25 protein-coding genes and 1 tRNA gene are annotated in these 24,405 nt (G+C 70.6%); 17 read left to right on the forward strand and 9 right to left on the reverse strand.

What is annotated here, in order from left to right; genetic code table 11:
- Positions 1–34: 34 nt before the first annotated feature.
- Entirely contained in the window at positions 35–541 is a 507-nt protein-coding gene (locus B842_RS01095) for a phage holin family protein (RefSeq protein ID WP_040084699.1), read from the reverse strand.
- 101 nt (positions 542–642) lie between these two features.
- Here B842_RS01095 and B842_RS01100 point away from each other — a divergent pair, with 101 nt between their 5' ends.
- Positions 643–1,338 carry a hypothetical protein gene (locus B842_RS01100; protein ID WP_040084700.1) on the forward strand — a complete coding sequence of 232 codons (696 nt, stop codon included), beginning with the start codon at positions 643–645 and terminating at the stop codon, positions 1,336–1,338.
- A gap of 19 nt (positions 1,339–1,357) precedes the next feature.
- Here B842_RS01100 and B842_RS01105 read toward each other — a convergent pair whose 3' ends face one another.
- Positions 1,358–2,191 carry an HAD family hydrolase gene (locus B842_RS01105; protein ID WP_052437657.1) on the reverse strand — a complete coding sequence of 278 codons (834 nt, stop codon included), beginning with the start codon at positions 2,189–2,191 and terminating at the stop codon, positions 1,358–1,360.
- A gap of 445 nt (positions 2,192–2,636) precedes the next feature.
- Here B842_RS01105 and ssd point away from each other — a divergent pair, with 445 nt between their 5' ends.
- Genes ssd through B842_RS01140 form a run of 7 tightly spaced genes read left to right on the forward strand, consistent with a single transcriptional unit; the run spans position 2,637 to position 6,952 of the window.
- Positions 2,637–3,701 carry a septum site-determining protein Ssd gene (ssd, locus tag B842_RS01110; RefSeq protein WP_040087187.1) on the forward strand — a complete coding sequence of 355 codons (1,065 nt, stop codon included), beginning with the start codon at positions 2,637–2,639 and terminating at the stop codon, positions 3,699–3,701.
- Positions 3,698–4,831, forward strand: coding sequence for a TadA family conjugal transfer-associated ATPase (locus B842_RS01115; protein WP_040084703.1), 1,134 nt, complete (start codon positions 3,698–3,700; stop codon positions 4,829–4,831). Before ssd ends, B842_RS01115 begins: the two co-directional genes overlap by 4 nt.
- Positions 4,828–5,586, forward strand: a complete 759-nt coding sequence (locus B842_RS01120) for a type II secretion system F family protein (RefSeq protein WP_040084704.1) — start codon at positions 4,828–4,830, stop codon at positions 5,584–5,586. The genes B842_RS01115 and B842_RS01120 overlap by 4 nt, the downstream gene beginning before the upstream one ends.
- Positions 5,583–6,149, forward strand: a complete 567-nt coding sequence (locus B842_RS01125) for a type II secretion system F family protein (protein WP_040084706.1) — start codon at positions 5,583–5,585, stop codon at positions 6,147–6,149. The genes B842_RS01120 and B842_RS01125 overlap by 4 nt, the downstream gene beginning before the upstream one ends.
- Before the next feature lie 32 nt (positions 6,150–6,181).
- A complete protein-coding gene (locus B842_RS01130; protein WP_040084707.1) occupies positions 6,182–6,388 on the forward strand; it encodes a DUF4244 domain-containing protein in 207 nt (68 codons plus the stop codon).
- The gene (locus B842_RS01135) at positions 6,385–6,657 is read left to right on the forward strand and encodes a hypothetical protein (protein WP_040084709.1); all 273 of its coding nucleotides are present in this window, start codon (positions 6,385–6,387) and stop codon (positions 6,655–6,657) included. Before B842_RS01130 ends, B842_RS01135 begins: the two co-directional genes overlap by 4 nt.
- Before the next feature lies 1 nt (position 6,658).
- Positions 6,659–6,952 carry an Rv3654c family TadE-like protein gene (locus B842_RS01140; RefSeq protein ID WP_040084710.1) on the forward strand — a complete coding sequence of 98 codons (294 nt, stop codon included), beginning with the start codon at positions 6,659–6,661 and terminating at the stop codon, positions 6,950–6,952.
- On the opposite strand, the gene B842_RS01145 is transcribed toward B842_RS01140, so the two are convergent.
- Complete coding sequence (locus B842_RS01145) at positions 6,927–9,296, reverse strand: DEAD/DEAH box helicase (protein ID WP_040087189.1); 2,370 nt, start codon at positions 9,294–9,296, stop codon at positions 6,927–6,929. The genes B842_RS01140 and B842_RS01145 overlap by 26 nt on opposite strands.
- Positions 9,297–9,577: 281 nt before the next feature.
- Here B842_RS01145 and B842_RS01150 point away from each other — a divergent pair, with 281 nt between their 5' ends.
- On the forward strand, positions 9,578–9,781 hold the full coding sequence (locus tag B842_RS01150; RefSeq protein ID WP_040084711.1) for a cold-shock protein: 204 nt from the start codon (positions 9,578–9,580) through the stop codon (positions 9,779–9,781).
- Positions 9,782–9,808: 27 nt separating this feature from the next.
- Here B842_RS01150 and B842_RS01155 read toward each other — a convergent pair whose 3' ends face one another.
- A complete protein-coding gene (locus B842_RS01155) occupies positions 9,809–10,510 on the reverse strand; it encodes a DedA family protein (protein ID WP_082028328.1) in 702 nt (233 codons plus the stop codon).
- A gap of 244 nt (positions 10,511–10,754) precedes the next feature.
- Between B842_RS01155 and topA the strand changes: the two genes are divergently transcribed.
- From topA to B842_RS01170, 3 genes are read left to right on the forward strand one after another with little or no spacing between them, the layout of a single operon-like run.
- Positions 10,755–13,724, forward strand: coding sequence for a type I DNA topoisomerase (gene topA, locus B842_RS01160; RefSeq protein WP_040084713.1), 2,970 nt, complete (start codon positions 10,755–10,757; stop codon positions 13,722–13,724).
- A gap of 6 nt (positions 13,725–13,730) precedes the next feature.
- A complete protein-coding gene (locus tag B842_RS01165; RefSeq protein ID WP_052437659.1) occupies positions 13,731–14,336 on the forward strand; it encodes a lysoplasmalogenase family protein in 606 nt (201 codons plus the stop codon).
- Positions 14,337–14,349: 13 nt separating this feature from the next.
- Positions 14,350–15,075: a lysoplasmalogenase family protein gene (locus tag B842_RS01170; protein WP_082028329.1), complete on the forward strand. Its 726-nt coding sequence runs from the start codon at positions 14,350–14,352 to the stop codon at positions 15,073–15,075.
- 2 nt (positions 15,076–15,077) lie between these two features.
- Here B842_RS01170 and B842_RS01175 read toward each other — a convergent pair whose 3' ends face one another.
- From B842_RS01175 to B842_RS01185, 3 genes are all read right to left on the reverse strand, one after another.
- Positions 15,078–15,623: a hypothetical protein gene (locus B842_RS01175; RefSeq protein ID WP_040084714.1), complete on the reverse strand. Its 546-nt coding sequence runs from the start codon at positions 15,621–15,623 to the stop codon at positions 15,078–15,080.
- 174 nt (positions 15,624–15,797) lie between these two features.
- Complete coding sequence (locus B842_RS01180) at positions 15,798–16,460, reverse strand: YczE/YyaS/YitT family protein (RefSeq protein WP_040084716.1); 663 nt, start codon at positions 16,458–16,460, stop codon at positions 15,798–15,800.
- Position 16,461: 1 nt separating this feature from the next.
- Complete coding sequence (locus B842_RS01185) at positions 16,462–17,988, reverse strand: adenylate/guanylate cyclase domain-containing protein (RefSeq protein WP_040084718.1); 1,527 nt, start codon at positions 17,986–17,988, stop codon at positions 16,462–16,464.
- Positions 17,989–18,059: 71 nt separating this feature from the next.
- Here B842_RS01185 and B842_RS01190 point away from each other — a divergent pair, with 71 nt between their 5' ends.
- The 3 genes from B842_RS01190 (at position 18,060) to B842_RS01200 (ending at position 19,943) form a co-directional block, all read left to right on the forward strand.
- Positions 18,060–19,268 (forward strand): DNA polymerase III subunit delta', encoded by a 1,209-nt coding sequence (locus B842_RS01190; protein ID WP_052437661.1) that lies wholly within the window; start codon positions 18,060–18,062, stop codon positions 19,266–19,268.
- 67 nt (positions 19,269–19,335) lie between these two features.
- Positions 19,336–19,411 (forward strand) — tRNA-Thr (locus tag B842_RS01195).
- A gap of 112 nt (positions 19,412–19,523) precedes the next feature.
- Complete coding sequence (locus tag B842_RS01200; RefSeq protein WP_052437662.1) at positions 19,524–19,943, forward strand: rhodanese-like domain-containing protein; 420 nt, start codon at positions 19,524–19,526, stop codon at positions 19,941–19,943.
- 3 nt (positions 19,944–19,946) lie between these two features.
- Here B842_RS01200 and B842_RS01205 read toward each other — a convergent pair whose 3' ends face one another.
- Positions 19,947–21,596 (reverse strand): AMP-binding protein, encoded by a 1,650-nt coding sequence (locus B842_RS01205; RefSeq protein WP_245631356.1) that lies wholly within the window; start codon positions 21,594–21,596, stop codon positions 19,947–19,949.
- Positions 21,597–21,713: 117 nt separating this feature from the next.
- Between B842_RS01205 and B842_RS01210 the strand changes: the two genes are divergently transcribed.
- Together B842_RS01210 and B842_RS01215 are read left to right on the forward strand one after the other, a co-directional pair.
- Positions 21,714–22,625 carry a GDSL-type esterase/lipase family protein gene (locus B842_RS01210; protein WP_040084721.1) on the forward strand — a complete coding sequence of 304 codons (912 nt, stop codon included), beginning with the start codon at positions 21,714–21,716 and terminating at the stop codon, positions 22,623–22,625.
- Between the two features lie 16 nt (positions 22,626–22,641).
- Positions 22,642–23,586: an NAD-dependent epimerase/dehydratase family protein gene (locus tag B842_RS01215; RefSeq protein WP_040084722.1), complete on the forward strand. Its 945-nt coding sequence runs from the start codon at positions 22,642–22,644 to the stop codon at positions 23,584–23,586.
- Here the strand turns inward: B842_RS01215 and B842_RS01220 are convergent.
- The gene (locus B842_RS01220) at positions 23,531–24,361 is read right to left on the reverse strand and encodes a cytochrome c biogenesis CcdA family protein (RefSeq protein ID WP_040084723.1); all 831 of its coding nucleotides are present in this window, start codon (positions 24,359–24,361) and stop codon (positions 23,531–23,533) included. The genes B842_RS01215 and B842_RS01220 overlap by 56 nt on opposite strands.
- Positions 24,362–24,405: the final 44 nt, after the last annotated feature.

Raw genomic sequence — 24,405 nt, forward strand, 5'->3', positions numbered from 1 at the left:
CCCGCGGTGAGCGCGTGGGCGGAGGGTGGGTCGGCTAGCTGTACATGCCGCGGGTGCGACCCTCGAGCTTCTTCGTGGCCTGACCCGGGACGAGGTTCTTCAGTTCGTTGACCGAGTCGATCGTCTTCTGCGGAGCACCCACCGTCTTGACCTTCTTCCAGCCGAACAGGGCCAGCAGCGCAGCAGACAGCAGCATGAACAGGAAGACGATGAGGTAGGCGGCCCAGCTCTCCAGCCATTTCGTCAGCAGCTCGGCGACGAAGAAGAAGAAGAAGAAGGAGGAGTACAGCGCAATGACGCCGGCGACACCGAACAGGCCACCACCGATCGCGCCCTTCTTGGCCTCGCCGGCCAGCTCGGTCTTCGCCAGCTCCAGCTCCGCGCGGAACAGGCTGGACATCTGGGCGGTGGCGTTGGACACCAGCTCGCCGATGGACCCCTCGCCGGAGCGGGTCGTGTCAACGTCGCTCAGCGGGATCGAGCTGACCCGCGGAGTGAAGTCCTTCGGTCCGTCGGTGAAAAGTCCGTTGTTGCTCACGATGTGCCTTCCTGCTGCGGTGTCATGCGTTGTCGACCATTCTCGACCATGGTGCCACGGATTCGCGATGAATGCGCAACCCTTGCAGCGCTATCGTAGTGGATATGTCCGCGGCTGCCCCCCTGCAACCCCTTCTTCGTCTCGGCGAGGTCGCGGCACTCGCCGATCAGGCACGTGCCGCCGTCGCCGCCGTCCACCGACGACCCGTCTCCCTCCGCCGCGCGGACGTCACCGGTTCCGAGTCCGTCCTGCGCGGCGCCCGCACCTCAGCGCTTCTCGACGACCCCACCATCCGCCTCGGCGACGAACCCGTGGGGGTGCTCGGATCCTCCATCTCCGTGTCGAGCATGCTGGCCCCGGAGTCGCTGCAGGCGTCCGCGCGGGTCTTCAGCCGGGCACCCCTGCAGATCCTCGCGCGCATGGCCGTCGGCGCCGGGGGCACCGGCCGGCCGGAGGGCTCCCCCGAGAGGCTGCAGCGGCTGGCGGCCCTGATCTCCTCCGGCACGGCACACGACGTGCTGCTGCCCCAGGTGGTGCACGCCGAGATCCTGGCGCACGAACTCCTGGGGGAGCGTTCGGGGCTGGTCGCCCGTGCCGCGGCCCGGCTGACGGCGGTGACGACCGGCCTCGACCCGCGGGGACTGGCAGTGCCGGAGACGTACCTGCTGCGCCACCGCGCCGGGTACCTGGCGGCGACGCAGGCGTGGGCCGCGGGGAGTGCGGTGGAGTTCCTGGAGCTGTCGTTGCGTTCGTGGATCGCCGGGGCGGAGGAGGCGGAGGCGATCGCGCGGGCGTTGTAGCTGGCGGTTCTGACGGGAGCTAGGCGGAGCCGCGGCGGCCGCGCTGGGCCCACCAGATGCCGCCGGCCGCGGCGGCGGAGATGACCGCCACGATGGACGCGCCGATGCTGATCTCCCGCGGGGAGGGCATCTGGAACAGCGGCACCGGATCGCGGAACGTGCGGATCTCCCAGCCGTTCTCCAGGGCGGCCTTCTTCATGGCGCGGTCCGGGTTGACGGCGACGGGGTTGCCCACGGCCTCCAGCATCGGGATGTCCGTGGCGGAGTCCGAGTAGGCGTAGCTGGCGGCCAGGTCGTAGCTGTTCTTCTCGGCGAGGTCGGCGATGGCCTGCGCCTTCGCGTCGCCCTTGCAGTAGAAGAGGATCTCGCCGGTGAAACGGCCGTCCCTGACCTCGAGCTCCGTGGCGACGACCTGGTGGATGTCCAGCTCCTCCGCGATGAGGTCCACGAGGTGTGAGGCGGAGGCGGAGATGATGATGACGTCGTGCCCGGCGTTGCGGTGGAAGGCGATGAGTTCGCGGGCCTCGGCGTAGATGGCCGGGGTGACCACGTTGTGCATGGTCTCGGAGGCGATTTCCCGGACCTTCTCCACGGACCAGCCGGCGACGAGCGCGGCGAGCTGGTCGCGGGTGGTGTCCATCTGCTCGCTCGACTGGCCGGCGATCATGTACGTCGCCTTCGCCAGGGACATCTGCAGCGCCTCCGAGGTGGTGATGAGTCCGTTGTGCATGAACTCGCGACCGAAGGCGAAGGCGGAGGAGGTGGCGATGATGGTCTTGTCCAGGTCGAAGAAGGCCGCCACGCGTGATTTCTGCGTGGTGGCCTGCCTGTTTGCGGCTGCACCGGGACTCATGAGCACACAGTGTAGACCCCGAACCTGTGAAACGTAAGAGACGGAAGTGGAGGAAGAAACTTCTGTGCACACGGGTGGCACCTTTCCGGGTCTTTCCGGACGATTCTGTGACCTACGGAACCTCTAGAAGATATTTTCGAGAAAACTATTCTCCCGGTATTGTCTTGGCCCCGGGGATGTGTCATAATTCCACTTGCAAGGCCCCGATATACAGTGCGGCCTGCCCCGGTAATCCCCCCCGATACCGGGTTACAGACGGCCCGCGCACACCCCCCCCCGAGGCGCGGGCCGTCCCTTATTTTCTGGCACACCGGGCGCGTGCTCCGCCACTGCGGCGCGAGATCTGTCCACAGGTGGGCGTTGATGTGTCATCGTTTCCGGGGGTTGTCCACAGGCTGGCCGCGGGGCCGTTGTGACGGTGGCGTCGATGAGCGACGGTGTGGCCATGAGCAGCATATTCATCCTCGTCGCGGTCAGTGATCCGGTCATCCACCCGGAGGCGACGCACGTCGCGGCGGCCACCGGCCACGGTGTCATCGACACCATCGACCCCCGCGAGATCACCCGCCTCCTGCCCCGCGCACACTCCGTGCTTGTCGACGCCGACACCGCCCGTCACATCGCCACCCTCGACCGGCGGCCCGGCATCCACCTCCTCGCCGCGGACCCCGGCCCGGTGGACTGGCGGGCCGCCGTACTCGCACACGCGGAGAACGGCTACGTCCTCCCCGCGCAGGCCCCGGAGCTGCTCGAGGCGCTGGGGCACGCAGCCGTCCCCGACAGGGGAGAGACGGGGACGCGGGGCACCCTCCTCGCCGTCTGCGGCGCCGCCGGCGGGGCCGGGACGTCCGTGCTGGCTGCCGCGGTGGCGCGGGTGGCGGCCCGCTCCCACCCGGTGACGCTTGTCGACGCCGCCGAGTTCTCCGGCGGCCTCGACCTGCTCCTCGGCCTCGAGGAGGTGCCCGGGGTCCGCTGGCCGGAGCTGCAGCTCGGGGAGGGGGCCGTGTCCGCGGCGGACCTGCGGGCGGCGCTGCCGGTCACCGGCGACGGCGTCGCCTGCCTCTCCGCCGCCCGCACCACGATCGCCGACCCCTTCCGCCTCACCCCGGAGGTGCTGTCCCCGGTGCTGGAGTCACTGCGCGGGGCGTCGGGGGTGACGGTCGTCGACGTCCCGCTCGAGGGTGCCTGCACGGACGTCATCATGGACGCCTGCGACCACGCCGTCCTGCTCATCCCCGCGGAGCTGCGCCCGGCGGCCGCTGCGGCGCGACTGGTCGCCCGCCTCACGAGCTCCCGCACCACCGTCACCGGGGTGGTCCGCCACCGGAACTGGTCGGGGCTGAGCACCGCGGACATCGGGGACATCACCCGCTGCACCATCCTCACCGAGCTGGGGAACGTGCCTCGGCTGTCCCGCACGGTGGAGCTCGGTGGCCTGCCGGAACGCCTGCCCGGCCAGCTGGCCACGACCGCCCGCCTCATCCTGGAGAACGCGGGGGTACGGGGATGACCGCCCTCATCGACCGGGTGCAGCGCCGGCTCGCCGACACCCCGCAGGCGGCCACCGACGCCGCGGAACTCGCCCGCCTCATCCGGGAGGAGGCCGGCGTCATCTCCGACGGCGACGTCCTCGACCTGCTGCGCCGCCTGCGACACGACTCCACCGGTGTCGGCCTGCTCGAGGCGGTGCTGGCCACCGAGGGGGTCACGGACATCGTGGTCAACGGACCCGACCAGGTGTGGTTCGACCGGGGGCGCGGCCTGGAACGCTCCGAGGTGTGCTTCACCGACGACGCCGCGGTCCGGCAGCTGGCGGCCCGCCTGGCCACCGCCTGCGGTCGACGTCTCGATGACGCCCAGCCCTTCGCCGACGGGCGGCTCCTGCGGGACGACGGGACCGTCGTCCGCTTCCACGCCCTGCTCGCACCCCCGTCCGCCGGGCACACCTGCCTCAGCCTGCGGGTCCTGCGGCAGGCCACCACCACCCTCGATGAGCTGGTCGCCGGCGGGACGGTCACCGCCGGGATCGCGGAACTGCTGCGCGCCGTCGTGCGTCGCCGCCGGGCGTTCCTGGTGGTCGGCGGCACCGGCACCGGCAAGACGACACTGCTGGCGGCCCTGCTCGCCGAGGTCGACCACGGGGAAAGGATCCTGTGCATCGAGGACACCGCCGAACTCCAGCCCCGCCACCCGCACGTGCTCAACCTCGTCTCGCGGGGCCGGAACACCGAGGGCAGCGGCCGGATCACCATGTCCGACCTGCTCACCCAGGCGCTGCGCATGCGTCCGGACCGCATCATCGTCGGGGAGATCCGGGGTGCGGAGGTCGTCGACCTGCTCGCCGCCCTCAACACCGGCCACGAGGGAGGGGCCGGCACGATCCACGCCAACGCGCTCGACGAGGTGCCCGCCCGACTGGAGGCCCTCGCGGCCCTCGGCGGACTCGACCGCACCGCCCTCCACTCGCAGCTGGCGGCGGCGCTGGACGTGGTCATCGTCATGCGTAGGGGCCCTGACGGCCGCCGCGTCCTCCACCAGCTCGGCCTGCTCCGCGGCAACCCCGTGACCACGCAGGTCGTCTGGGACTCCCACGACGGGGAACGCGAGGGCTACGCCGCGTTCCGGGAGGCGCTGACGTGACCGCGCTTCTGCTCCTGGCGGCCCACCTCGCCCTGCCCGCCCCACGCCCGGTCCACCGTCTGCGGCCGGCCACCCCCGACACCCGGCTGCTCGTTCCGGTGGGTACCGGCCTCGGGGCGGTCCTGCTGCTCGGGAATCCCGGCGTCGCCCTGGCGGCGCTGCTCGTCCTCGGCACCACCGGGTGGGTCGTACGGGAGGTGCGCGCGGGGGCGGCACGGCGGCGTCGGGAAGCGCACGCCGCCACCTTCCTCGGGCATCTCGCCGGAGAACTGCAGGCCGGCAGCGGCATCGCGGCGGCCTTCGGGCACGCCGCCGGGCACCTGCCCGCCGGTGCCCCACAGGAACTGGCCGACCTGCTCCGGCAGGTCGGGGGACTCACCCGGCAGGGACGTTCCGCCGCCTCACTCCTCCGGGAGGGGCCGCCGGAACTGCGGACCCTCGGGACCCTGTGGGAGCTCTCCGAACGGCACGGCCTGCCGCTGGTGCCCCTCGTGGAGCAGGCACAGCTGCGTATCGACGCCCGCCTCCGCCACCACGCCATCACCCACGCCACGCTGCAGGGACCGCAGGCCACCGCCGTGATCCTCACCCTGCTGCCGCTGGCGGGCATCGCGATGGGCACGGCGATGGGGGCACACCCCCTCGGCCTGCTCTTCGGCGGTGGCATCGGGGACCTCCTGCTGGTCACCGGCGTCGCGCTCGCCGCCGGGGGCCTTGTCTGGTCGCGGCACATCATCGGGCGGGCGGCGGCATGACCTCCGTGACCCTCATCCTCCTCGCCGCGGCCCTGCTGCTGCCACCGCCCCGGCCCGGGGCCCGCGCGGGGCACCCCGGCCCCAAGACACCCCGCGACGGACCGCGGGGGCGCCCCGACCCGGACCGGCTGGCGCTCGCCGCCGACATCGACCTCTACGCCGCGTGCCTGCGCGCCGGGCTCAGCCCGGGCACAGCCGCCGCGGCCCTGGTCGACGCCGGTGCCGACCCCGCCACCCGCCCCACGTGGCGGACGGTCGCGGCCCTGCTCGCCATCGGGGTGCCGGCGGAACGTGCCTGGTCCGAGGCCGCCGGGACCCCCGGCCTGGCGGACCTGGCCGGACTGGCCACCCTGTCGGGCCGCTCCGGGGCCGCCGTGTCGGAGGCCTGCGGCCGCCTCGCCGCCGCACTGCGCGACGAGGCCGCCGCGCAGGCCACCGCCCGGGCCGAACGGGCCGGGGTGCTCATCGCCCTGCCCCTGACGCTCTGCTTCCTGCCCGCCTTCCTGGTGCTCGGCCTGGCCCCCGTGGTCATCAGCCTCGGCACCTCTCTACTCACACACTGATCATCCAGCCACCCAATCACAAGGAGAACATCATGAGGATCAAGTCCGCCTGCACCACCCTGACCAGCCGTTTCCGTGACAGGCTCACCGACGAATCGGGAATGAGCACCATCGAGTACGCCCTCGGCAGCGTCGCCGCCGCGGCCCTGGCGGCCGTGCTCTACGGCGTCATCAACGCCTCCGCCGTCGTCGACGCCATCGAGGGCATCATCACCGGCGCCCTCACGAACACGCCGTGACCAGCATCGAGACGGCCGTCGGGCTCGGCAGCCTCATCACGGTCTGCGGGCTCATCGTCGCGGGACTGGCGACCATGTCGGCGCACCTGGCCGCCGTGGACACCGCCGGGGCCGCCGCCCGTTCCCACGCCATCGGGCAGGAGTTCGTGCCCGCCAGAGGAGCGGTCCACGTGACCGAGGACGACGGGTGGGTGACCGCCACGGCCACCGTGCCGGCCCCGCTGGGGGAGCGCCGTCACGCGGCGGTCTTCCCGGTGGAGAGGCCCTGACGTGCCCACGCTCGTCACGGCCGGGACGGCGGCCGCACTGTTCAGCCTCGGGGCGCTCCTCCTCGGCGCGGCCGGCCAGGTCAGTGCCCAGCACGAGGCGCAGGTGGCGGCGGATCTCGCGGCGGTCGCCGGGGCGTCGGCCGTCTACCGCGGGGAGGACGGCTGCACCGTCGCGGCGGCGGTGGCGGGGGACAACGGGGCGTCGCTACGCGACTGTCGCGGAGCGGGGGCGGACCTGACCGTCACCGCGCGGATCCGCGGAAGGGAGGTCACGTCGACGGCGGGCCCGGTGTAGCGCCCGTCATGGTCACCAGCGCGCCGAGGAGCTTCAGGGCACCGGCCTTGTCCAGCGGATTGTTGCCGTTGCCGCACTTCGGGGACTGCACGCACGAGGGGCAGCCGGACTCGCAGCCGCACGACCGGACGGCCTCGAAGGTGGCCTCGATCCACTCGGGGAAACGGGCGAAACCCTCGTCGGCGAAACCCGCGCCACCCGGGTGGCCGTCGTAGACGAACACGGTCGGCAGCATCGTGTCCGGGTGCAGGGCCGTCGAGACGCCGCCGATGTCCCAGCGGTCGCACGTGGCGATGAGCGGCAGCAGCCCGATCGCCGCGTGCTCCGCCGCGTGGAGCGTGCCCGGGGTGTCCCCGGCGGTCACACCCATGGCGTCGAGGGCGAGGGGGTCGATCGTGTACGCCACCGCCCGGGTGGTCAGGCGCTGCTCCGGCATGTCCAGCGGCACGACGTCCGCGGTGCTGCCGTCGGCGAGTTTCACGATGTACCCCGTCACCCGGTCGGTGACCTCCACCGTGACGTTCGCCACCCACAGGCCGGGGGAGTAGTTGACCAGCTCGTGCTCCGCGGGACCGTCGACGATGCGGATGTCCGTCTCCGAACGGGCGATGGTCGAGTAGTCGGGCGCGTCCGGACGTGCCAGGGCGATGTGGTCGTCGAAGTCGAGTTCCTCGATGACGAAGGTCTCCCCCTGGTGCAGGTACACCGCGCCGGGATGCACCTGCGCAGCGGCGCGGGCCGCGTCCACCGTGCCGAGGAGTCGCCCGTCGGACACGTCGACGATGAGCACCTCCTCGCCGGAACCACCCCGCAGGTTCACCGCGGCGTGGGCGGTCTCGGGGGTGAGGGGGGCGTCGAGAAGCGGCGTGGGGAACCATCCGCGTGGGCGCCGCCGCAGGAGACCGTCGGCGGTGAGCTCCGCGACGACCTCCGTCGCGCCGAAGGCCGCGACGTCCTCCTCCGACAGAGGCTTCTCGACGGCCGCGCAGTACACGTGTCCCCGCAGCACAGAGGGGTTGCGGGGGTTGAACACCGCGCGCTCCACGGGTCGGCCCAGGAGGGCCTCCGGGTGGTGGACGAGGTAGGTGTCCATGGGTTCGTCGCGCGCGACGAACACCACGACCGAACCCTGCCCGCGTCGGCCCGCGCGGCCGGCCTGCTGCCAGAAGCTGGCCACCGTGCCCGGGAACCCGGCGGTGACGACGGCGTCGAGGCCGCCGACGTCGATGCCCAGTTCCAGGGCGTTGGTGGTGGCGACCCCGAGGAGGGTGCCGTCGTCGAGCTGCCGTTCCAGGCGGCGGCGGTCCTCCGCCAGGTAGCCCGCCCGGTAGGCGGCGATCCGGCGGGCGAAGTCCGGCCGCCCCATCAGGGCGAGGTCCTCGGCGGTGCGCAGGGCGACGAGCTCCGCGGAGCGGCGGGACCGGACGAACGTGAGCGTGCGGGCCCCCTCCGCGACGAGGGAGGCCATGATCCCCGCGGCCTCCGAGGTGGCGGCCCGGCGGACGGGGGCGCCGTTCTCCCCCTCGACGCCCTCCAGGAACCCGGGTTCCCACAGCAGGACGGAGCGGGCTCCGGTGGGGGCCCCGTCCCGGGTGACCGCCGTGACCGGACGGCCGATGAGGTTGGTGGCGTGCGCGGCCGGGTCGTTCGCGGTGGCCGAGGCGAGGATCACCGTGGGGGACGAGCCGTAGTGCGCCGCCAGCCGCAGGAGCCGGCGCATCACCAGGGCGACGTGCGCGCCGAAGACCCCGCGGTAGGTGTGGCACTCGTCGACGACGATGAACCGCAGCCGCCGCAGCACGCGGGCCCAACGGGTGTGGTGGGCGAGCAGTGACACGTGCAGCATGTCCGGGTTGGTGAACACGAACCGCGTGGTGTCCCGGATCCCGGAGCGGGCCTCGGTCGGGGTGTCACCGTCGTAGGGGGCCGGGTGGACCGACTCCAGGCCATCCACCGTGCGGGTGAGCGCCGAGACCGCCTGCAGCTGGTCGGAACCCAGGGCCTTCGTCGGGGTGAGGTACAGGGCGCAGGCGGTGGGGTCGGCGGCGAGCGCACTGAGGACGGGCAGGAGATAGCCGAGCGACTTGCCTGAGGAGGTGCCGGTGGCGACGACGACGTCCGTCCCGCCGTGCGCGAGGTCCGCGGTGGCCGCCTGGTGGCTGTAGAGCTCCGGGATCCCCTCCGCGACGAGGTGGGCGCGCAACGGGGGGTGGATCCACGAGGGCCAGGGGGCGAAATCCGCGGGGCGGGCCGGCTGCACCGTGGAGTAGGTGCAGGTGGAGGCGGGGAAACGGCGGGTGATCGCGGCGGCGAGCTCGTCTCCGAGGGCGTGTGGACCCGTCATGTTGATCACCCCTGTATGTGGGAGAGTCGCCGATCTTTTCGGGTCATTTTGACCCGGAATTCCCGTAAGACTATCGCGGTGGGCTAATCCGTGACACACTAGGTCCCGGTCGCTGTTTCTGTGCGTTACGTTTACGTGCTCGCAAGGGATTTATACGCGAGCACCCGAATCACCGCTCCAAATCTGGGGATGGTGGTCCCTCGGGGGTTCGATACGACCCGGTTGTCCGGCATGTGCCGGCACCGTACCACCTCCACATCATCAAGAAATAGGTTTTTAACATGGCACAGGGAACTGTGAAGTGGTTCAACGCTGAGAAGGGCTTCGGCTTCATCGCTCCGGCCGATGGCTCCGCTGACGTCTTCGTCCACTACTCCGAGATCCAGGGTTCGGGCTTCCGCACCCTCGAGGAGAACCAGCAGGTCGAGTTCGAGATCGGTGAGGGCGCCAAGGGCCCGCAGGCTCAGGCTGTCCGTCCGCTCTAAGCCGCATCAGCTCTTCAATGAGCAACTTCAAGGAAACTCTCGGCCATTAGGTTCGGCATAGTTTTCTCGCAGCGACCGTCCACCCGTCAGGGGAGGACGGTCTTTGTTGTTTCCGGGGTTGTCTCCGGGGCAGGCGCGGCGGGACCACCGGGCCTGCACCCGCTGGATGAGCAGCCCCGTACCGGCCCCCAGGGAGATGCCCACCACGACGCCGAGCAGCGGATAGTCGGAGAACACCCAGCCGCCGACGTAGCCCACCAGCGTGGCCTGCAGCGCCCAGATGAGCACGCCGATCGTGTCGTACAGGAGGAACCAGCGCCACGGGTAGCGCACGGACCCGAGCATGATCGTCATGAACCACCGGGCCCAGGGGATGAACCGGGCGATGATGATCGTCGTGCCCGCGTTGCGGCGGATGTTGCGGCGCACCCACAGCACCGCCCGGCCCCGGGGCGTGTCGTCGCGGGCCCGCTCGACGAAACCGATGAGCCGGGTCCCCAGCAGGAAGCAGATGTTGTCGCCGATCATGGCGCCGACGACGGCGATGACGAGCACCGTCGGCAGGTGGGGCACCCCGCGGGCCCCGGACCAGGAACCGGCGAGGGTGAGCACCGCCTCGCTGGGGATCAGCGGGAAGAGCGAGTCGACGACGACCAGCAGCCCGAGTACCGGGTAGAAGGCGGGCAGGGTGAGGAGCGTCTCCACCCAGGTCACGATCTGCTCCGTCATTCTGGACAGCGTAGAAGCCGGCCCACCTGTGGGTCGGGGGAGCGGCTGTGAAGTTCTTGTGAATGACGGCTGCCCTGGTGCGGGGGTGCCGGGGCCGTCACGGGCAGGCCGAGTGGACCGGCCACAGGAGGGCCATTAAATACTGTGTAACGTGTTGACCTGAACCGGGTCTGGGCTAAAGTCACCCGGAAGGACGGTGTGCCCGTCAAACAGTGATGTGCTAGATGAGAGGGAAGTTCTCCCAGTGGCAGAAGCGAAGGGACCGGGGAAGACCCTGGTCATTGTGGAGTCGTCGACCAAGGCGAAGAAGATCCAGCCCTACCTGGGCGACGGCTATATCGTCGAGGCCTCGGTCGGCCACATCCGTGACCTGCCACGCGGCGCCGCCGATGTGCCCGCGAAGTACAAGAAGGAACCGTGGGCCCGCCTCGGCGTCGACACGGAGAACGGTTTCGCCCCTCTCTACGTGGTCAGCCCCGACAAGAAGAAGAAGGTCGCGGACCTCCGGGCGAAGCTGAAGCTCTGCGACGAGCTCCTGCTGGCCACTGACCCCGACCGTGAGGGCGAGGCCATCGCCTGGCACCTGCTCGAGGTGCTCAAGCCGACGGTGCCGGTGCGCCGCATGGTGTTCAACGAGATCACCAAGCCCGCCATCCTGGCGGCCGCCGAGAACACCCGTGACCTGGACGAGAACCTCGTCGACGCGCAGGAGACCCGCCGCATCCTCGACCGTCTCTACGGTTACGAGGTCTCCCCGGTGCTGTGGAAGAAGGTCATGCCGCGTCTGTCGGCCGGCCGTGTCCAGTCGGTGGCCACCCGCGTCATCGTCGAGCGGGAGCGTGAGCGCATGGCGTTCATCTCCGCCGAGTACTGGGATCTCAGCGTCGACCTGGACACGGGTGCCACCCGGGCCGCGGCCGACCCGGACAACCCGACCTCCTTCCAGGCGAAGCTGGCGACCCTCGACGGCCGTCGCGTCGCCCAGGGCCGTGACTTCGACGACCGTGGCCGGCTCAAGGGTGAGGCGGTGGTCGTCGGCAGGCAGCAGGCGGAGGCGCTGGCGGAGGCGCTGCGGGGCGTCGACATGCAGGTGTCCGGCGTGGAGGAGAAGCCCTACACGCGCCGCCCCTACGCCCCGTTCATGACGTCGACCCTCCAGCAGGAGGCCGGTCGGAAGCTGCACTACACCTCGGACCGCACGATGCGTATCGCGCAGCGTCTGTACGAGAACGGCCACATCACCTACATGCGTACCGACTCGACCTCGCTCTCCGAGCAGGGTCTCACCGCAGCCCGCGAGCAGGCCCGTGAGCTCTACGGCGACGCCTTCGTGGCGGACTCCCCGCGCCGCTACGACCGCAAGTCCAAGAACTCGCAGGAGGCCCACGAGGCGATCCGCCCCGCGGGTGAGCGTTTCGCCACCCCGGGTGAGCTGCACGGACAGCTCGATGCCGAGGAGTTCAAGCTCTACGAGCTGATCTGGCAGCGCACCGTCGCCTCGCAGATGTCGGACGCGAAGGGCACCTCGCTGAAGGTGACCATCGCGGGCACCGCCCGCACCGGTGAGCAGACCGAGTTCTCCGCCACCGGCCGCACCATCACGTTCCCGGGTTTCCTCCGCGCCTACGTGGAGACCTCCCGTCTGGAGGACGGCCGCGACGTCGCCGACAACGCCGAGAAGCGTCTGCCGAACCTCTCCGAGGGTGATCCGCTGAAGGCCACCGACGTCTCCGCGGACGGCCACGCGACGAACCCGCCGGCCCGCTACACCGAGGCCAGCCTGGTCAAGAAGATGGAGGAGCTGGGTATCGGCCGTCCGTCGACCTACGCCTCGATCATCAAGACCATCCAGGACCGCGGCTACGTCGTGCCCCGCGGCAACGCGCTCGTGCCCAGTTGGGTGGCGTTCGCGGTGGTCGGGCTGCTGGAGGAGAACTTCACCCCGCTCGTCGACTACGACTTCACCTCCTCGATGGAGGACGAGCTCGACAACATCGCCGCCGGCGAGGAGGACCGCACCGAGTGGCTCACCGGCTTCTACTTCGGCGACGCCGAGGCGGACGACAACACCGCCGAGTCCATCGCCCGCCACGGTGGCCTGAAGGCGCTCGTCGGTGAGAACCTCGAGCACATCGACGCCCGCGCGGTGAACTCCCTGCACCTTTTCGACGACGAGGAGGGACGCCCCGTCTTCGTCCGTGTCGGCCGTTACGGTCCGTACATCGAGCGCCGGGTCGGCGAGACCGCCGAGGGGGAGCCGGAGTACCAGCGTGCGAACCTGCCGGAGTCGACGACCCCGGACGAGCTCAACCTCGAGCTGGCGGAGAAGCTCTTCGCCACCCCGCAGGGTGGCCGCGAGCTGGGTCTCAACCCGGCCAACGGCCGCATGGTCGTGGCGAAGGAGGGCCGTTACGGCCCGTACGTTACCGAGATCGTGCGTGACGACGAGCGCGCCACCGCCGAGGCCGCCGCCGAGGAGATCGTCGCGCAGGAGCGTGCCGAGGAGGACGCGCAGCGTGCCGCCGACGGCATGCGCCCCAAGAACTGGGGAACCAAGACCGCGGCCGCGCAGAAGGAGAAGCGCATCAACGCCCTGGTCGAGGAGAACCTCAAGCCGGGCACCGCCTCCCTCTTCGCCTCCATGGAGCCGGCGACCGTCACGCTCGAGGACGCCCTCAAGCTGCTCAGCCTGCCGCGTGAGGTGGGCGTCGACCCCGCCGACAACGAGATCATCACCGCGCAGAACGGCCGCTACGGCCCGTACCTGAAGAAGGGCACAGACTCGCGTTCCCTGTCCACCGAGGACCAGATCTTCACCATCACCCTGGACGAGGCGCGTCGCATCTACGCGGAGCCGAAGCGTCGCGGCCGCGCCGCCGCACAGCCGCCGCTGAAGATGCTCGGCGACAACGACGTCTCCGGCAAGCCGATGTCCGTCAAGGACGGCCGCTTCGGTCCCTACGTCACCGACGGTACGACCAACGCGTCGCTGCGCAAGGGTGACAGCCCGGAGACGATCACCGACGCCCGTGCCAACGAGCTGCTCTCTGAGCGGCGCGCGAAGGAGGCCGCCGACGGCGGTACCTCCGCACGCAAGGCCACGAAGAAGACGACCAAGAAGACCACCAAGAAGACGACCGCCAAGAAGACCACCCGCAAGGCCCCCTCCCCGGGGACCAAGCGCGTGATCAAGGCCGGCACCCGCAAGAAGTAGGCGCGGGTGTCCCGGCTGCGGCGTGCCTTCTGGCTGGCCGGCGGGGCGTACGCAGCCTCCCGGGTCCTCGGTTCGCGACGTCTGCAGTGGGCGTCGAAGCCGCTGGTCGTCCCCCTGCTTCTCGACGCCCCCCTCGCCGCCTCCCGCCCCGCCCGCGAGGTCGGGGTGGTCGGGCTGCTCGGGGGTTGGGTGGGTGACCTGCTGCTCATGCAGGAGGGGCGGCTGCACCAGGGGGCGGCGGCGTTCGCGGTGAATCAGGCCGCCTACCAGTGGCTGCTGTGGCGTGCGGGGGCCCGTGCCCGTCCCGTCCCGGTGGCGGTGCACGCGGTGCCCCTGGCGGCGGCAGCGTGGTTCGGTCGTGCGCACCTGGGGTTGGTGGGCACGTACGGTGGGATGGTCACCGCCACCTCGGTGCTGGCGGCGGACCCGGCCCTGCGGGGGAGGGGAGTGGCGGCGGGTGGGCATCTGTTCCTCCTGTCCGATTCGTTGATCCTGGTGCGGATGCTGGTTCCCGCGGAGCGCCGCGCCCTGGGGCGGGGTCTGGATGTGGCGGTGGCGGTGACCTACGTGGCTGCGCAGCGGCTGCTCGTGGACGGTCTGTTCCGGCGCTGACTACCCTGGTGGCATGACTTCCCCCACCACCTCTCCCGTGAATGAACTGGTCTCCCGCACCCGCGAGGGCGTCGATGCGTTGCAGGCCTCCCTCACCGCCTCCTTCCAGGAGCCGGAACGCGTCGCCTACCTGGTGGCGGGTGAGCTGAGCGCCTGGTCGCGGCTGTTCGGGTGGGGGAAGGCCAACGCCCTCTCCTCCACGGTGACCATGCCGCCGCTGGCCGGCACCGTCCTGCGCCATGACCCCTCGCCGGTGTTGCTCGCCGGTCTGGCGGGTGGGCTGGTAGGGGATGTCGCCAAGCTGCGTGCCCCGGACACCACCCCGGTCATGGGCATGTTCGGCATCGCCGCGCAGCACGCCGCGTACTCGGCGAAGCTCTACGACCGGGGAGCCCGCCCTTCGTCGGCGCGGGCCGGACTCCGGGCCGCCGCCTGGGTCGCCGGAGTCGGCCTGGCCGCCTGGAAGAAGTCGTCGCTGATCGCGCCGGCCGCCTTCGCCGGGCTCTTCGTCTGCGCGACGTCGACCCTGGCGGACGACCGCGGGATCCAGGACGGCCGGACCGTCCGCAAGGGACTCGGCCACGGGGGCAACCTGCTCCTCGCCGCCGAGGGGGTGGCCCTGCTGCGGGAGACCCTGATCACCGGGGACTCGCTCGGTCACCGTGCGCTGGACGCCGGGGCCCGGGCGGCGCAGGTGATCGGCAACATGCTCATCGTGGACGGCCTCACGCGCGACTGACCTCAGGCCGACCGCACCGGCTGCGGCGGGCCGAACGAGACCTTCGTGCAGACGATGTCGGGCCGGTACTCGTCGGGCGTGATCGAGTTCGGCAGCCCGTACGCGGCAGCGGCCCGGGCCACGGCGTGCGCCACCTCCTCCTGCGGGACCTCGGCGGGCCAGAAGGACCAGACGGTCCCTCCCCGTTCGTGGACGGAGGCCGCACCGTGGTGGCGGAGCTCGTCCTTCGTCTGGTCGATGAACTCGGCCCGGTGGTGGGAGCAGAACGTCGCGTCGGCCACCAGGATCCGGGCCAGGGTGCCCGGGCGGGGGTCCTCGATGCTCGCGAAGTAGCGGACGCCGTCGATCCCGCTCACGCAGCGCACCTCGTCGCCGGGGGCGAGTCCGAGGTCCAGGGCGCCGTCGATAAGCAGGAACGTGCCGTCGGCGGCGCGTGCCCGCAGGCGGCGGTAGCGGGGCGGCTCGGCGACGCCGGGCGGGGTCTGGGGGCGGACGGTGACGGTGGTGGTGGACAGCTTCTTCCGGTGGGTGGTCTTCTTCTTCGCCATGGCCTCACGATCGCACGCACCCACGGCGCCGGGAAGAGGGCGATCGTCGGCCTGTGGACAACCCCCGAATCGTATGACGTGTCACCGATAATCTGTGGACAACTCTCCGTCGAGGCGCGCCGGAGAACAGCATCGTCCCAGCTCAGAGGGTGGAAAAAGTGCGCAGTTGCGCACTCAGCGGAAGCGCGCCAACCGGGCCCCGAGGACCGGCTGCAGGCGTTTGACCACGACACCGATGAACAGGGCGGCGGCGACGGTGCCCTCGCCGACGCCGACGACCCGGCCGGCGAAGAGCAGGGCCAGCGCCAGGGCCGAGAGCACCAGCACGATGTCGAAGACCACCTTGACGTACCCGAACACGAAGATGCGCCGCTGCCCGAACACACGGGAGAGCTCACTCGCGATGGTCAGCACCACGGCCTCGCCGGAGAGCATGACCGACTGGGCGGCGATCTGGAAGACGATGCCGACGGACAGGACGACGATCGCGGAGAGCGTCAGCAGCCACTGATGCCAGTACGCGGAGTAGGTGATCCAGGAGGTGGCCCACAGGGCGGCGTCGTTGAGCAGGCCGAACACCATCACCACCGGGAGCTGCAGCAGCTGCACCAGCGGGAAACGCCGCCGCAGCAGCAGTATCTGCACGCCGAGGAAACCCGCGTTGAGCAGGATCGTCGCCGTCCCCAGCGTCACCGGGGTGATCAGGCTGGTGACGTAGGGGACCGAGGAGATGGTGGTCGTGCCGAGGTCGCTGCGCACCGACAGGGCGATGCCGAACGACATGATGACGAGTCCGACGAACAGCAGGAGGAGTCGCCGGGGAGCGAGGACGGCCATCTCAGGAACGGTCCGCCATCGTGGGGCGGATCGGACGTGCCAGCTGGGTCATCTCGCGGCGGCCGCGCAGCTCCACCGACTTCATGACGGTCCAGCGGGCCTGCTCCGCCTCGTTCGCGCTGCGCAGCGTGGCGGCGTTGGTGAGCACCCGGCCATCGGTGTCCTTGGCCAGCTCGGTGAGACGGGCGGCGGAGTTCACGGCGTCGCCGATGACGGTGTACTCGAAACGGTCGGAACCACCGATGTGGCCGGCGACGACGTGCCCGGCGGCCACGCCGATGCCCGCCTGCAGGGTCATGCCCTTGAGCTCCTGACGCAGCTCACGGGCCGCGGTGAGCGCATGGGAGGTGGAGTCCGCCAGGGAGATCGGCGCACCGAAGACGGCGAGCGCCGCGTCACCCTGGAACTTGTTGATGATCCCCTTGTTGCGGTGCACCACCGTGACCACGTGCTCGAAGAACTGGTTGAGCGCCTCGACGACCTCCTCCGGCGTGTGGTTGACCGCGAAGGTCGTCGAACCGATGACATCGACGAAGAGGACGGCGACCTTGCGGTCCTCGCCGCCCAGGGTGGGACGCTCCTCGAGGGCCCGCTTGGCCACCTCGGTGCCCACGTAGCGGCCGAAGATGTCGCGCACGCGCTGGCGCTCCTTGAGGCCGCGCATCATCTCGTTGAAACCGGCCTGCAGGACGCCCATCTCGGAGCCGTCGTAGATGTCGACCTGGACGTTGGTGTCGCCGCGGCGGACCTTGTTGATCGCCTCCTGCAGCTCCAGGACCGGATCGACGACGCTCATGATGGCGAAGGTCGTGCCGATGAAACCGGTCACCAGGGCCGTGAGTGAGAGCGCCACGATGCCCGGGATGAGCTCGCCTGCGTTGCCCATGAAGAAGTCGGCGCGCTGCCCCAGCGCGAGCAGCAGGATGCCGAGGACGGGCAGCGCGGTGGTCATGATCCACGTGAGGCGCAGACGCTGCGTGATCGGCGGCTCGAGGGTGGAGTCCTCGAAGCGACGCGCCAGCGCCTCCGCCGCCACCGGGCGCACGAGGCGCTCGGCCATGAGGTACGTGAGCAGCACGACCACCATGCCGGTGAGCGTCGTCGCGATGCCGATGACCAGCGCGAGTCTCGAGCTCGTCGTCGCCGCGACCACCACCGCGATCGCGATGCCGATCACCCACACCACCGCGCACACCACCGCCTGGTAGACAGGCAGCCGCATGACGAGGTTGCGCACCATGTTGGGGTCGTGGTCCTCGGGATGCCGTTGCCAGGCCAGGACAGGCCGGAACAGCATGAGCGTGGCGATCACGGCGACGATCACCGCGAAAGCGAGGTACGTCAGGCCGATGACCTGCAGATGCGGCACCTCACCCGTGAAGCTGCGGACCTCCGGCATCGGGATGAGGAAGCGGATGAAGGCCATGACGGCCAGCGCGCCGATGAGGTTCGCCGCGAGCACCGAGGCGGCGTACAGGGGCCACGAGGTGCCCCTCAGCCACTTCAAAGCCCGCAACAGTCGATTCATGGTTCCTTACTTTAACCTCCCGGCCCCTCCCGCGGGGGCACCGGACTGCCAGGGTGAATAGGGTGGATCAGGTGAACTCCGTTGCACAGCGCCTCGCCGACACTCCCTCCGTCCGGGACACCGTCCTCTCGGCGGCCCGTGCCGCCCGCGCTTTCGCACGCGGCGAGGCCGAACTCGGCAGCGCCATGGCGCACGCCTGGATCCTCACCGGCCCGCCAGGCTCCGGGCGCTCCGTCGCGGCCCTCGCCTTCGCCGCGGCCCTCGAGTGCTCCGACCCCACGGAGATCGGCTGCGGCCGCTGCCGCCACTGCCGCGACGTGCTTGCCGACGCCCACACCGACGTCCTCCACATCGTGCCCGGGGGCCTGTCCATCTCCATCGAGGAGATGCGTGACATGCGCAGGGAGGCCGCCAAACTGCCGACGGTGTCCGACTGGCGCATCGTCATCATCGAGGACGCCGACCGCCTCACCGGCCCCGCCGCCGACGCGATCCTCAAGGTGGTGGAGGAACCGCCGCCGCACACCGTCATCATCATGTGCGCCCCCTCCATCGACCCCGAGGACTTCTCTCCGACCCTGCGTTCCCGCTGCCGGCACCTCTACGTGCCGTACCCCTCCGTCGACCACATCGTGGACCTCCTCGTCGCCGAGACCGGTGCCTCCCCCGAGGACGCCCGCCTCGCCGCCGTGGCCTCCGGACGCCACATCGGCCGCGCCCGCCGCCTGGTCACCGACCCGGAGGCGCAGAAACGCCGGGCCACCGCCCTCAAGCTCGCCGAGATGGTGTTCCACCGCGACGAGGTGTTCAAGGCGGCGACCGGCTTCCTGAAGGGCGTCGACAAGCAGGTCAAGGAGATGAGCGACGAACAGGACGCCGAGGAACTCGCCCGCCTCGAGCGGGCCCTCGGCAAGGGTGGCCGCGGCAAGGGCACGCAGAAGGCGATGGACGGCTCCGCAGGCGCGCTCAGCGACCTGGAGAAGGCCCAGAAGACGCGCCGCAACCGCCGCCGACGGGACTTCATCGACCTCGCCCTCGTGGACCTCGCCGGCCTCTACCGCGACGCCCTCATGCTCTCCACGGGGGCCGAGGTGCCCCTCACACACCCCGACTTCGAGGGCCTCTCCCGCGAACTGGCGGCCAAGGTCAGCGAGCCCGGCCTCGTCGAATGCCTCGACGCGATCACGCTCGCCCGCGAACACATCAGCGTCAACGTCACCCCGACCATCGCCATCGACGGCATGCTCGGACGCATCCGCCTCGCCTGCGGGGCCTCCTGACCTGTGATTTCTCCGGGTGCCGCGCGTGCGCTAGAATGGCGCATCGGTACTGTTAGCGCAGCACCACGCCGCCTTAGCTCAGTCGGCAGAGCGTCTCACTCGTAATGAGAAGGTCGCGAGTTCGATTCTCGCAGGCGGCTCCACGGAAGCACCCCCTCCTACCCGGTAGGAGGGGGTGCTTCTTTTTCGGCCGCCCGAGCATCCGGCGGGCCGACCGCCTGCCGGCGCGGCCACTCCCGGCTACCCTGATGTGTCATGGAACACACCACCCGCCGTCCCGGCGAGCCCCTGCCCGTGTCCGCCAGCGAACTCGTCGCCCGGGCCAACTCCCGCGTGAGCACCTTGAGCCTCGACGAGGCCCGAGAGCTTGTCGACGACCCCGGCCACCTCTTCGTCGACATCCGTGATCCCCGCGAGTGGGAGGCCCACGGCACCATCCCTGGCGCTTTCCGGGCGCCGCGCGGCATGCTCGAGTTCTGGGTGGACCCGGAGAGCCCGTACTACAAGTCCGCGCTTGACGACGGCCGCACCCTCATCCTCTACTGCGGCTCCGCGTGGCGTTCGGCGCTGTCCACCGCCTCGTTGCACGAGATGGGACGCACAGATGTCGTCCACCTGGAGGGCGGTTTCAGTGCCTGGCAGAAGGCGGGCCTGCCGACGGAGGACTACTCCTAGGCTCTAGTTCCCCAGCCCCGGCAGCAGCCGCGGCACGACCTTGCCCGTGGGGTTGCGGGGCAGTTCGTCGATGAAGTGCACGTCGCGGGGGATGGAGTGGTCGGCGAGGTTGTCGCGGACGAAGTCGCGCACGTCCCCGGCGGTCAGTGCCTCGCCCGCGGGGGAGTCCTCGCGGACGATCCAGGTGGCGACGCGGCGGAAGGTGTCCGGGTCCTCCACGCCGTGGGAGTAGACCTCGCTGACGCCGGGCAGGGCGTCGAGTACCTCGTCGACGGAGGCGGGGTGGACGTTCTCGCCGCCGACGATGATCATGTCGTCGGTGCGGCCGAGGACGCGGAGGTGCCCGGCGGCGTCGATGAAGCCGAGGTCGCCGATGCGCACCAGTCCGCCGACCTCCTCGACGGGGATGTCGGGGTTGGTGTAGCCGGTGAGGGTGGTGGAGTTGCGCAGGTGGATCTGGCCGACCTCGCCGTCGGGGAGTTCGCGGCCCTCGTCGTCGAGAATCTTGAGGTGGGTGCCCAGTGCGACCGGCCCGGAGGTCGTCGGGTCGGCGGCGAGTTCCTCGGCGGAGGCCACGGAGGCGAGGGTGAGTTCGGTGGAGCCGTAGACGTTGCACAGGATCGGGCCGAAGCGTTCGATGGTCTGCTCGACCAGGTGCGGGGTGAGGGCGTGGCCGGAGGAGACGATGAACTCGAGCCGGGAGGTGTCGAAACGCTGCGGGTCGGGCACCTCGAGGATCTGCTTGAGGAAGATCGGGGAGGTGACCATCGCCTCGAGGCGGTGCTCGTCGATGTCGCGGAGCACCTGCTCGGGGTCGAAGATGCGGTGGCAGACGATGGTCGCGCGGGCGGCGAGCGCGATGTTCACGGCGCTCCAGCCCCACGTGTGGAACATGGAGGCGTGCGACTGGACGCGGATGTCCGCGCGCCACGGCACCTTCCGCAGCATGCCCGCCAGCACCAGCGGCAGTCGCGGCTCGGGGCGCATGACCCCCTTCGGGATGCCGGTCGTGCCGGAGGACATGAGCACGATGGGGCCGTGCTTCGGCAGGCGGGGCAGCGGCACGTCGGCGGTGAGCCACGGCTGTTCGACGATGCCCCGCAGCGTGGTCCGCCCGGGGTGGTCGCGGGACTCGTGCGCGACGATGACGTGCACCCCCTGCTTCTCGACGACAGCCGGGTCCAGCCTCTCCAGGAATTCGTCGTCGATGACCAGGACGTTGATGTCGTTCTCCACCAGGCAGCCGGTGAGCTGCTCCGCGGAGGAACCGACGTTGAGCAGGAAGATCCCGGCCCCGGCGTAGCCCTTGGCGGCCAGCGGGTAGATGATGCCGCGGCCGTTGCGGGCCATGACACCGAGGCGGATTTCCTCGAGACCCAGGTCGATGAGGTGGCGGGCGAGGGTGCGGGAGTTCTCGCGGAGCTGGCGGTAGGTGAGTTCGCCGTCGTCGTCGATGAGCGCGAGGCGGTGCGGGGTGGCGAGGTGGCCCTGCTCGACCTCCCGGGCGGTGGTGAACCAGTAGCGCCCCAGGGCGGCGGCCTGGCCGATGCCGCCCCGGTGGCTGAGGATGCCGGAGCGCACCACGGACGGCACGAAGGCCCCGAGGGCGCGTGCGGTGACGGCGGCCTGACGGACTCGGTTTTCCAGGGACACGCTCATTGCTCCTTATGGATCGGGTATCACCACCCTAGTTTCCGTACCCGAAACAACTCCATCCGCCCTTCCCCGGGCGCCGTGTCTTTTCCATCATCGGCGGCTAAAGTGTCACGCATGCCCCACCTCTCCCTCGCGCCCCTCGCGAACCAGCGTCTCCGTGTGATTCTGGTCTCGCTGATCATGCTCACCGGCTTTGTCACCGTCACCGTCGCCGCCGCCCCCGGTGCCGACGCCCAGCAGCGCAACCTCGTCGTCTTCGGTGACTCCATCATCGCCGACACCCCGACCCCGCAGTACCTGGTCAACCGCCTGGGTTCCCTCAGCTCGAACTCCTCGCTGAGCTCGGCGTCGTCGGAGAGTTCGGAAAACCCGGAGAGCTCCGGCAGCAGCTTCCAGCAGTGCCCGACCTCCGACAACAACTACGGCATCCGCGCCGGGCGCAAGCTCGGCCTGCCGGCCTGGGACTACTCCTGCGCGGGCACGACCTCGATCTCCCCGGGCCCGCAGTTCTCCACCCAGGTCGACCGGGCGCTGCAGGCCGGTGCGCTGACCCCGGCGACGGCGCGCGTCATCATCACCACCGGCTTCAACGACACCTACAACAACGGCAACCAGAGCGAGCAGCAGATCCGCGCCCGCTTCGTCGACGCCATGCGCCCGCAGGTCCAGCGCATCCGCAACGCCGCCCCCAACGCGCGCATCCAGATCGTCGGCTACGCCACCATCACCGACCACGACCACGTGTGCCTGGTCCACCTCGGCGCCAACATCCACGACCGCACCTACGCCCCGCAGGTCGGCTACTGGGAGCGTCTCTCGCAGGACATGCAGCGTGATCTCGCGAACGCGACCGGCGCGCAGTTCGTCGACATGAAGCCCTCCACCCGGGACCGCGGCATGTGCGCCCCGGACCACCTGCGCGGCTGGGCCGGGCTGTTCGACTTCCACGCCGGCCCGGGCAACATGCCGATCCACATGACCGACCGGGGTCACGAGCACGTCGCCAACGTGATCGCCGCCTCCTAGGCGTTAGAGTGGGCGCATGCACACTCTCGTCACCGGCGGCGCCGGTTTCATCGGCTCGCACCTGGTTGACCTGCTCCTCGCCGAGGGGCACGAGGTCGTCGTGGTGGACAACCTCTCCCACGGCCGCCTGGAGAACCTCGAGCAGGCGCAGCAGACCGGCCGTCTGACCTTCATCGAGGCGGACCTGCTGGAGGTGGACTTCGACGCGCTCGTCGAGAAGCACCGGCCGGAGGTCATCTTCCACCTGGCGGCGCAGATCGACGTGCGCCACTCCGTCGCCGACCCGTTGCACGACGCGGAGACGAACATCCTCGCCACGATCAGGCTTGCCGACGCCGCCCGCCGGCACGGCGTGCGCAAGATCATCCACACCTCCTCCGGCGGGTCCATCTACGGCACGCCCTCCGACTTCCCCGTCTCCGAGACGACCCCCGTCGACCCGCACTCGCCCTACGCGGCCAGCAAGTACGCGGGCGAGGTGTACCTCAACACCTTCCGCCACCTCTACGGCCTGGACTGCTCACACATCGCGCCCGCCAACGTGTACGGTCCGCGCCAGGACCCGCACGGGGAGGCCGGCGTCGTCGCCATCTTCGCCCAGCGTCTGCTGGCAGGTGAGCCGACCCGCGTGTTCGGCGACGGCGGCAACACCCGGGACTACGTCTTCGTCGGCGACGTCGTGCGCGCCTTCTACCTGGCCTCCGGGGACCGGGGCTCCGGGATGCGCTTCAACATCGGCACCTCGGTGGAGACCTCCGACCGGGAGCTGCACTCCTACGTCGCGGCGGCCGCCGGCGCCCCCGACAACCCGGAGTACGCGCCCGCCCGCCTGGGGGATGTGCCGCGTTCCGCGCTGGCCTTCGACCGTGCCCGCGAGGTCCTCGGCTGGGAGCCGCTGACCCCGATCAGGGACGGCGTGGCGCAGACCGTCGAGTACTTCCGTACAGCCGCCACCCGCTGAGCACGGTCCCGGCCAGGGCCACCCAGAACCAGAACCACACGTCGCTGACCGCGGCGGTGGTGCGCTGGGCCCACGCCTGCACCTCGAACTGCGCGTCGAGGCTGAGCAGCGTCGGCAGGTTCGCCGTGCCGTGGGAGGCGATGAACAGCCAGCCGATCACGATGAACAGCCCGCCGGACACGAGGGCCCACACGGTGGTGCGCACCGGGCCGAACCGCAGTTCGCGGGGACGCAGCCAGGCGCGGTTGCCCAGGTCGAGGCGGTCCCACAGCAGGGCCAGCAGGAACAGCGGCAGCGCCATGCCGAGGGCGTACATGCCCATGATGAGCCCGCCGTAGAACGCCGAGCCCGTCACCGCCGCGGTGGTGAGCACCGCGCCGAGCAGCGGACCGGCGCAGAACCCGGCGAAACCGTAGACCGCGCCGAGCAGGAACACCTGCGTCAGGCCGGTGCCGCGGGCGCCCCCGCTGAACCCGGGGATGCGGAAACCGCCGCCGAACGCGGTGAACACGCCCAGCGCGATGATGATCCAGCCGCCGACGAGGATGAGGGTCTCGCGGTGCTCCGTGAGCAGCGCCCCGAGCGTGCCGGCCCCGGCGCCCACCGGCACCAGCACCGCGGCGAGCCCGGCGAGGAACACCAGGGTCCGGCCCGCCAGGGCGCGCAGCGAGGAGAACGCGTACGCGAAGAACGCCGGCAGCAGCAGTGCCGAGCAGGGGCTGACGAGGGCGAGGACACCGGCGACCAGCGCGCCGAGGAGTCCGACGGTGGCCATCTAGATCGCCTGCCCGAGGAGGAAACCGCCGAGCCCGGCGGTGA

This window comes from Corynebacterium humireducens NBRC 106098 = DSM 45392 (assembly GCF_000819445.1).
Lineage (GTDB): Bacteria > Actinomycetota > Actinomycetes > Mycobacteriales > Mycobacteriaceae > Corynebacterium > Corynebacterium humireducens.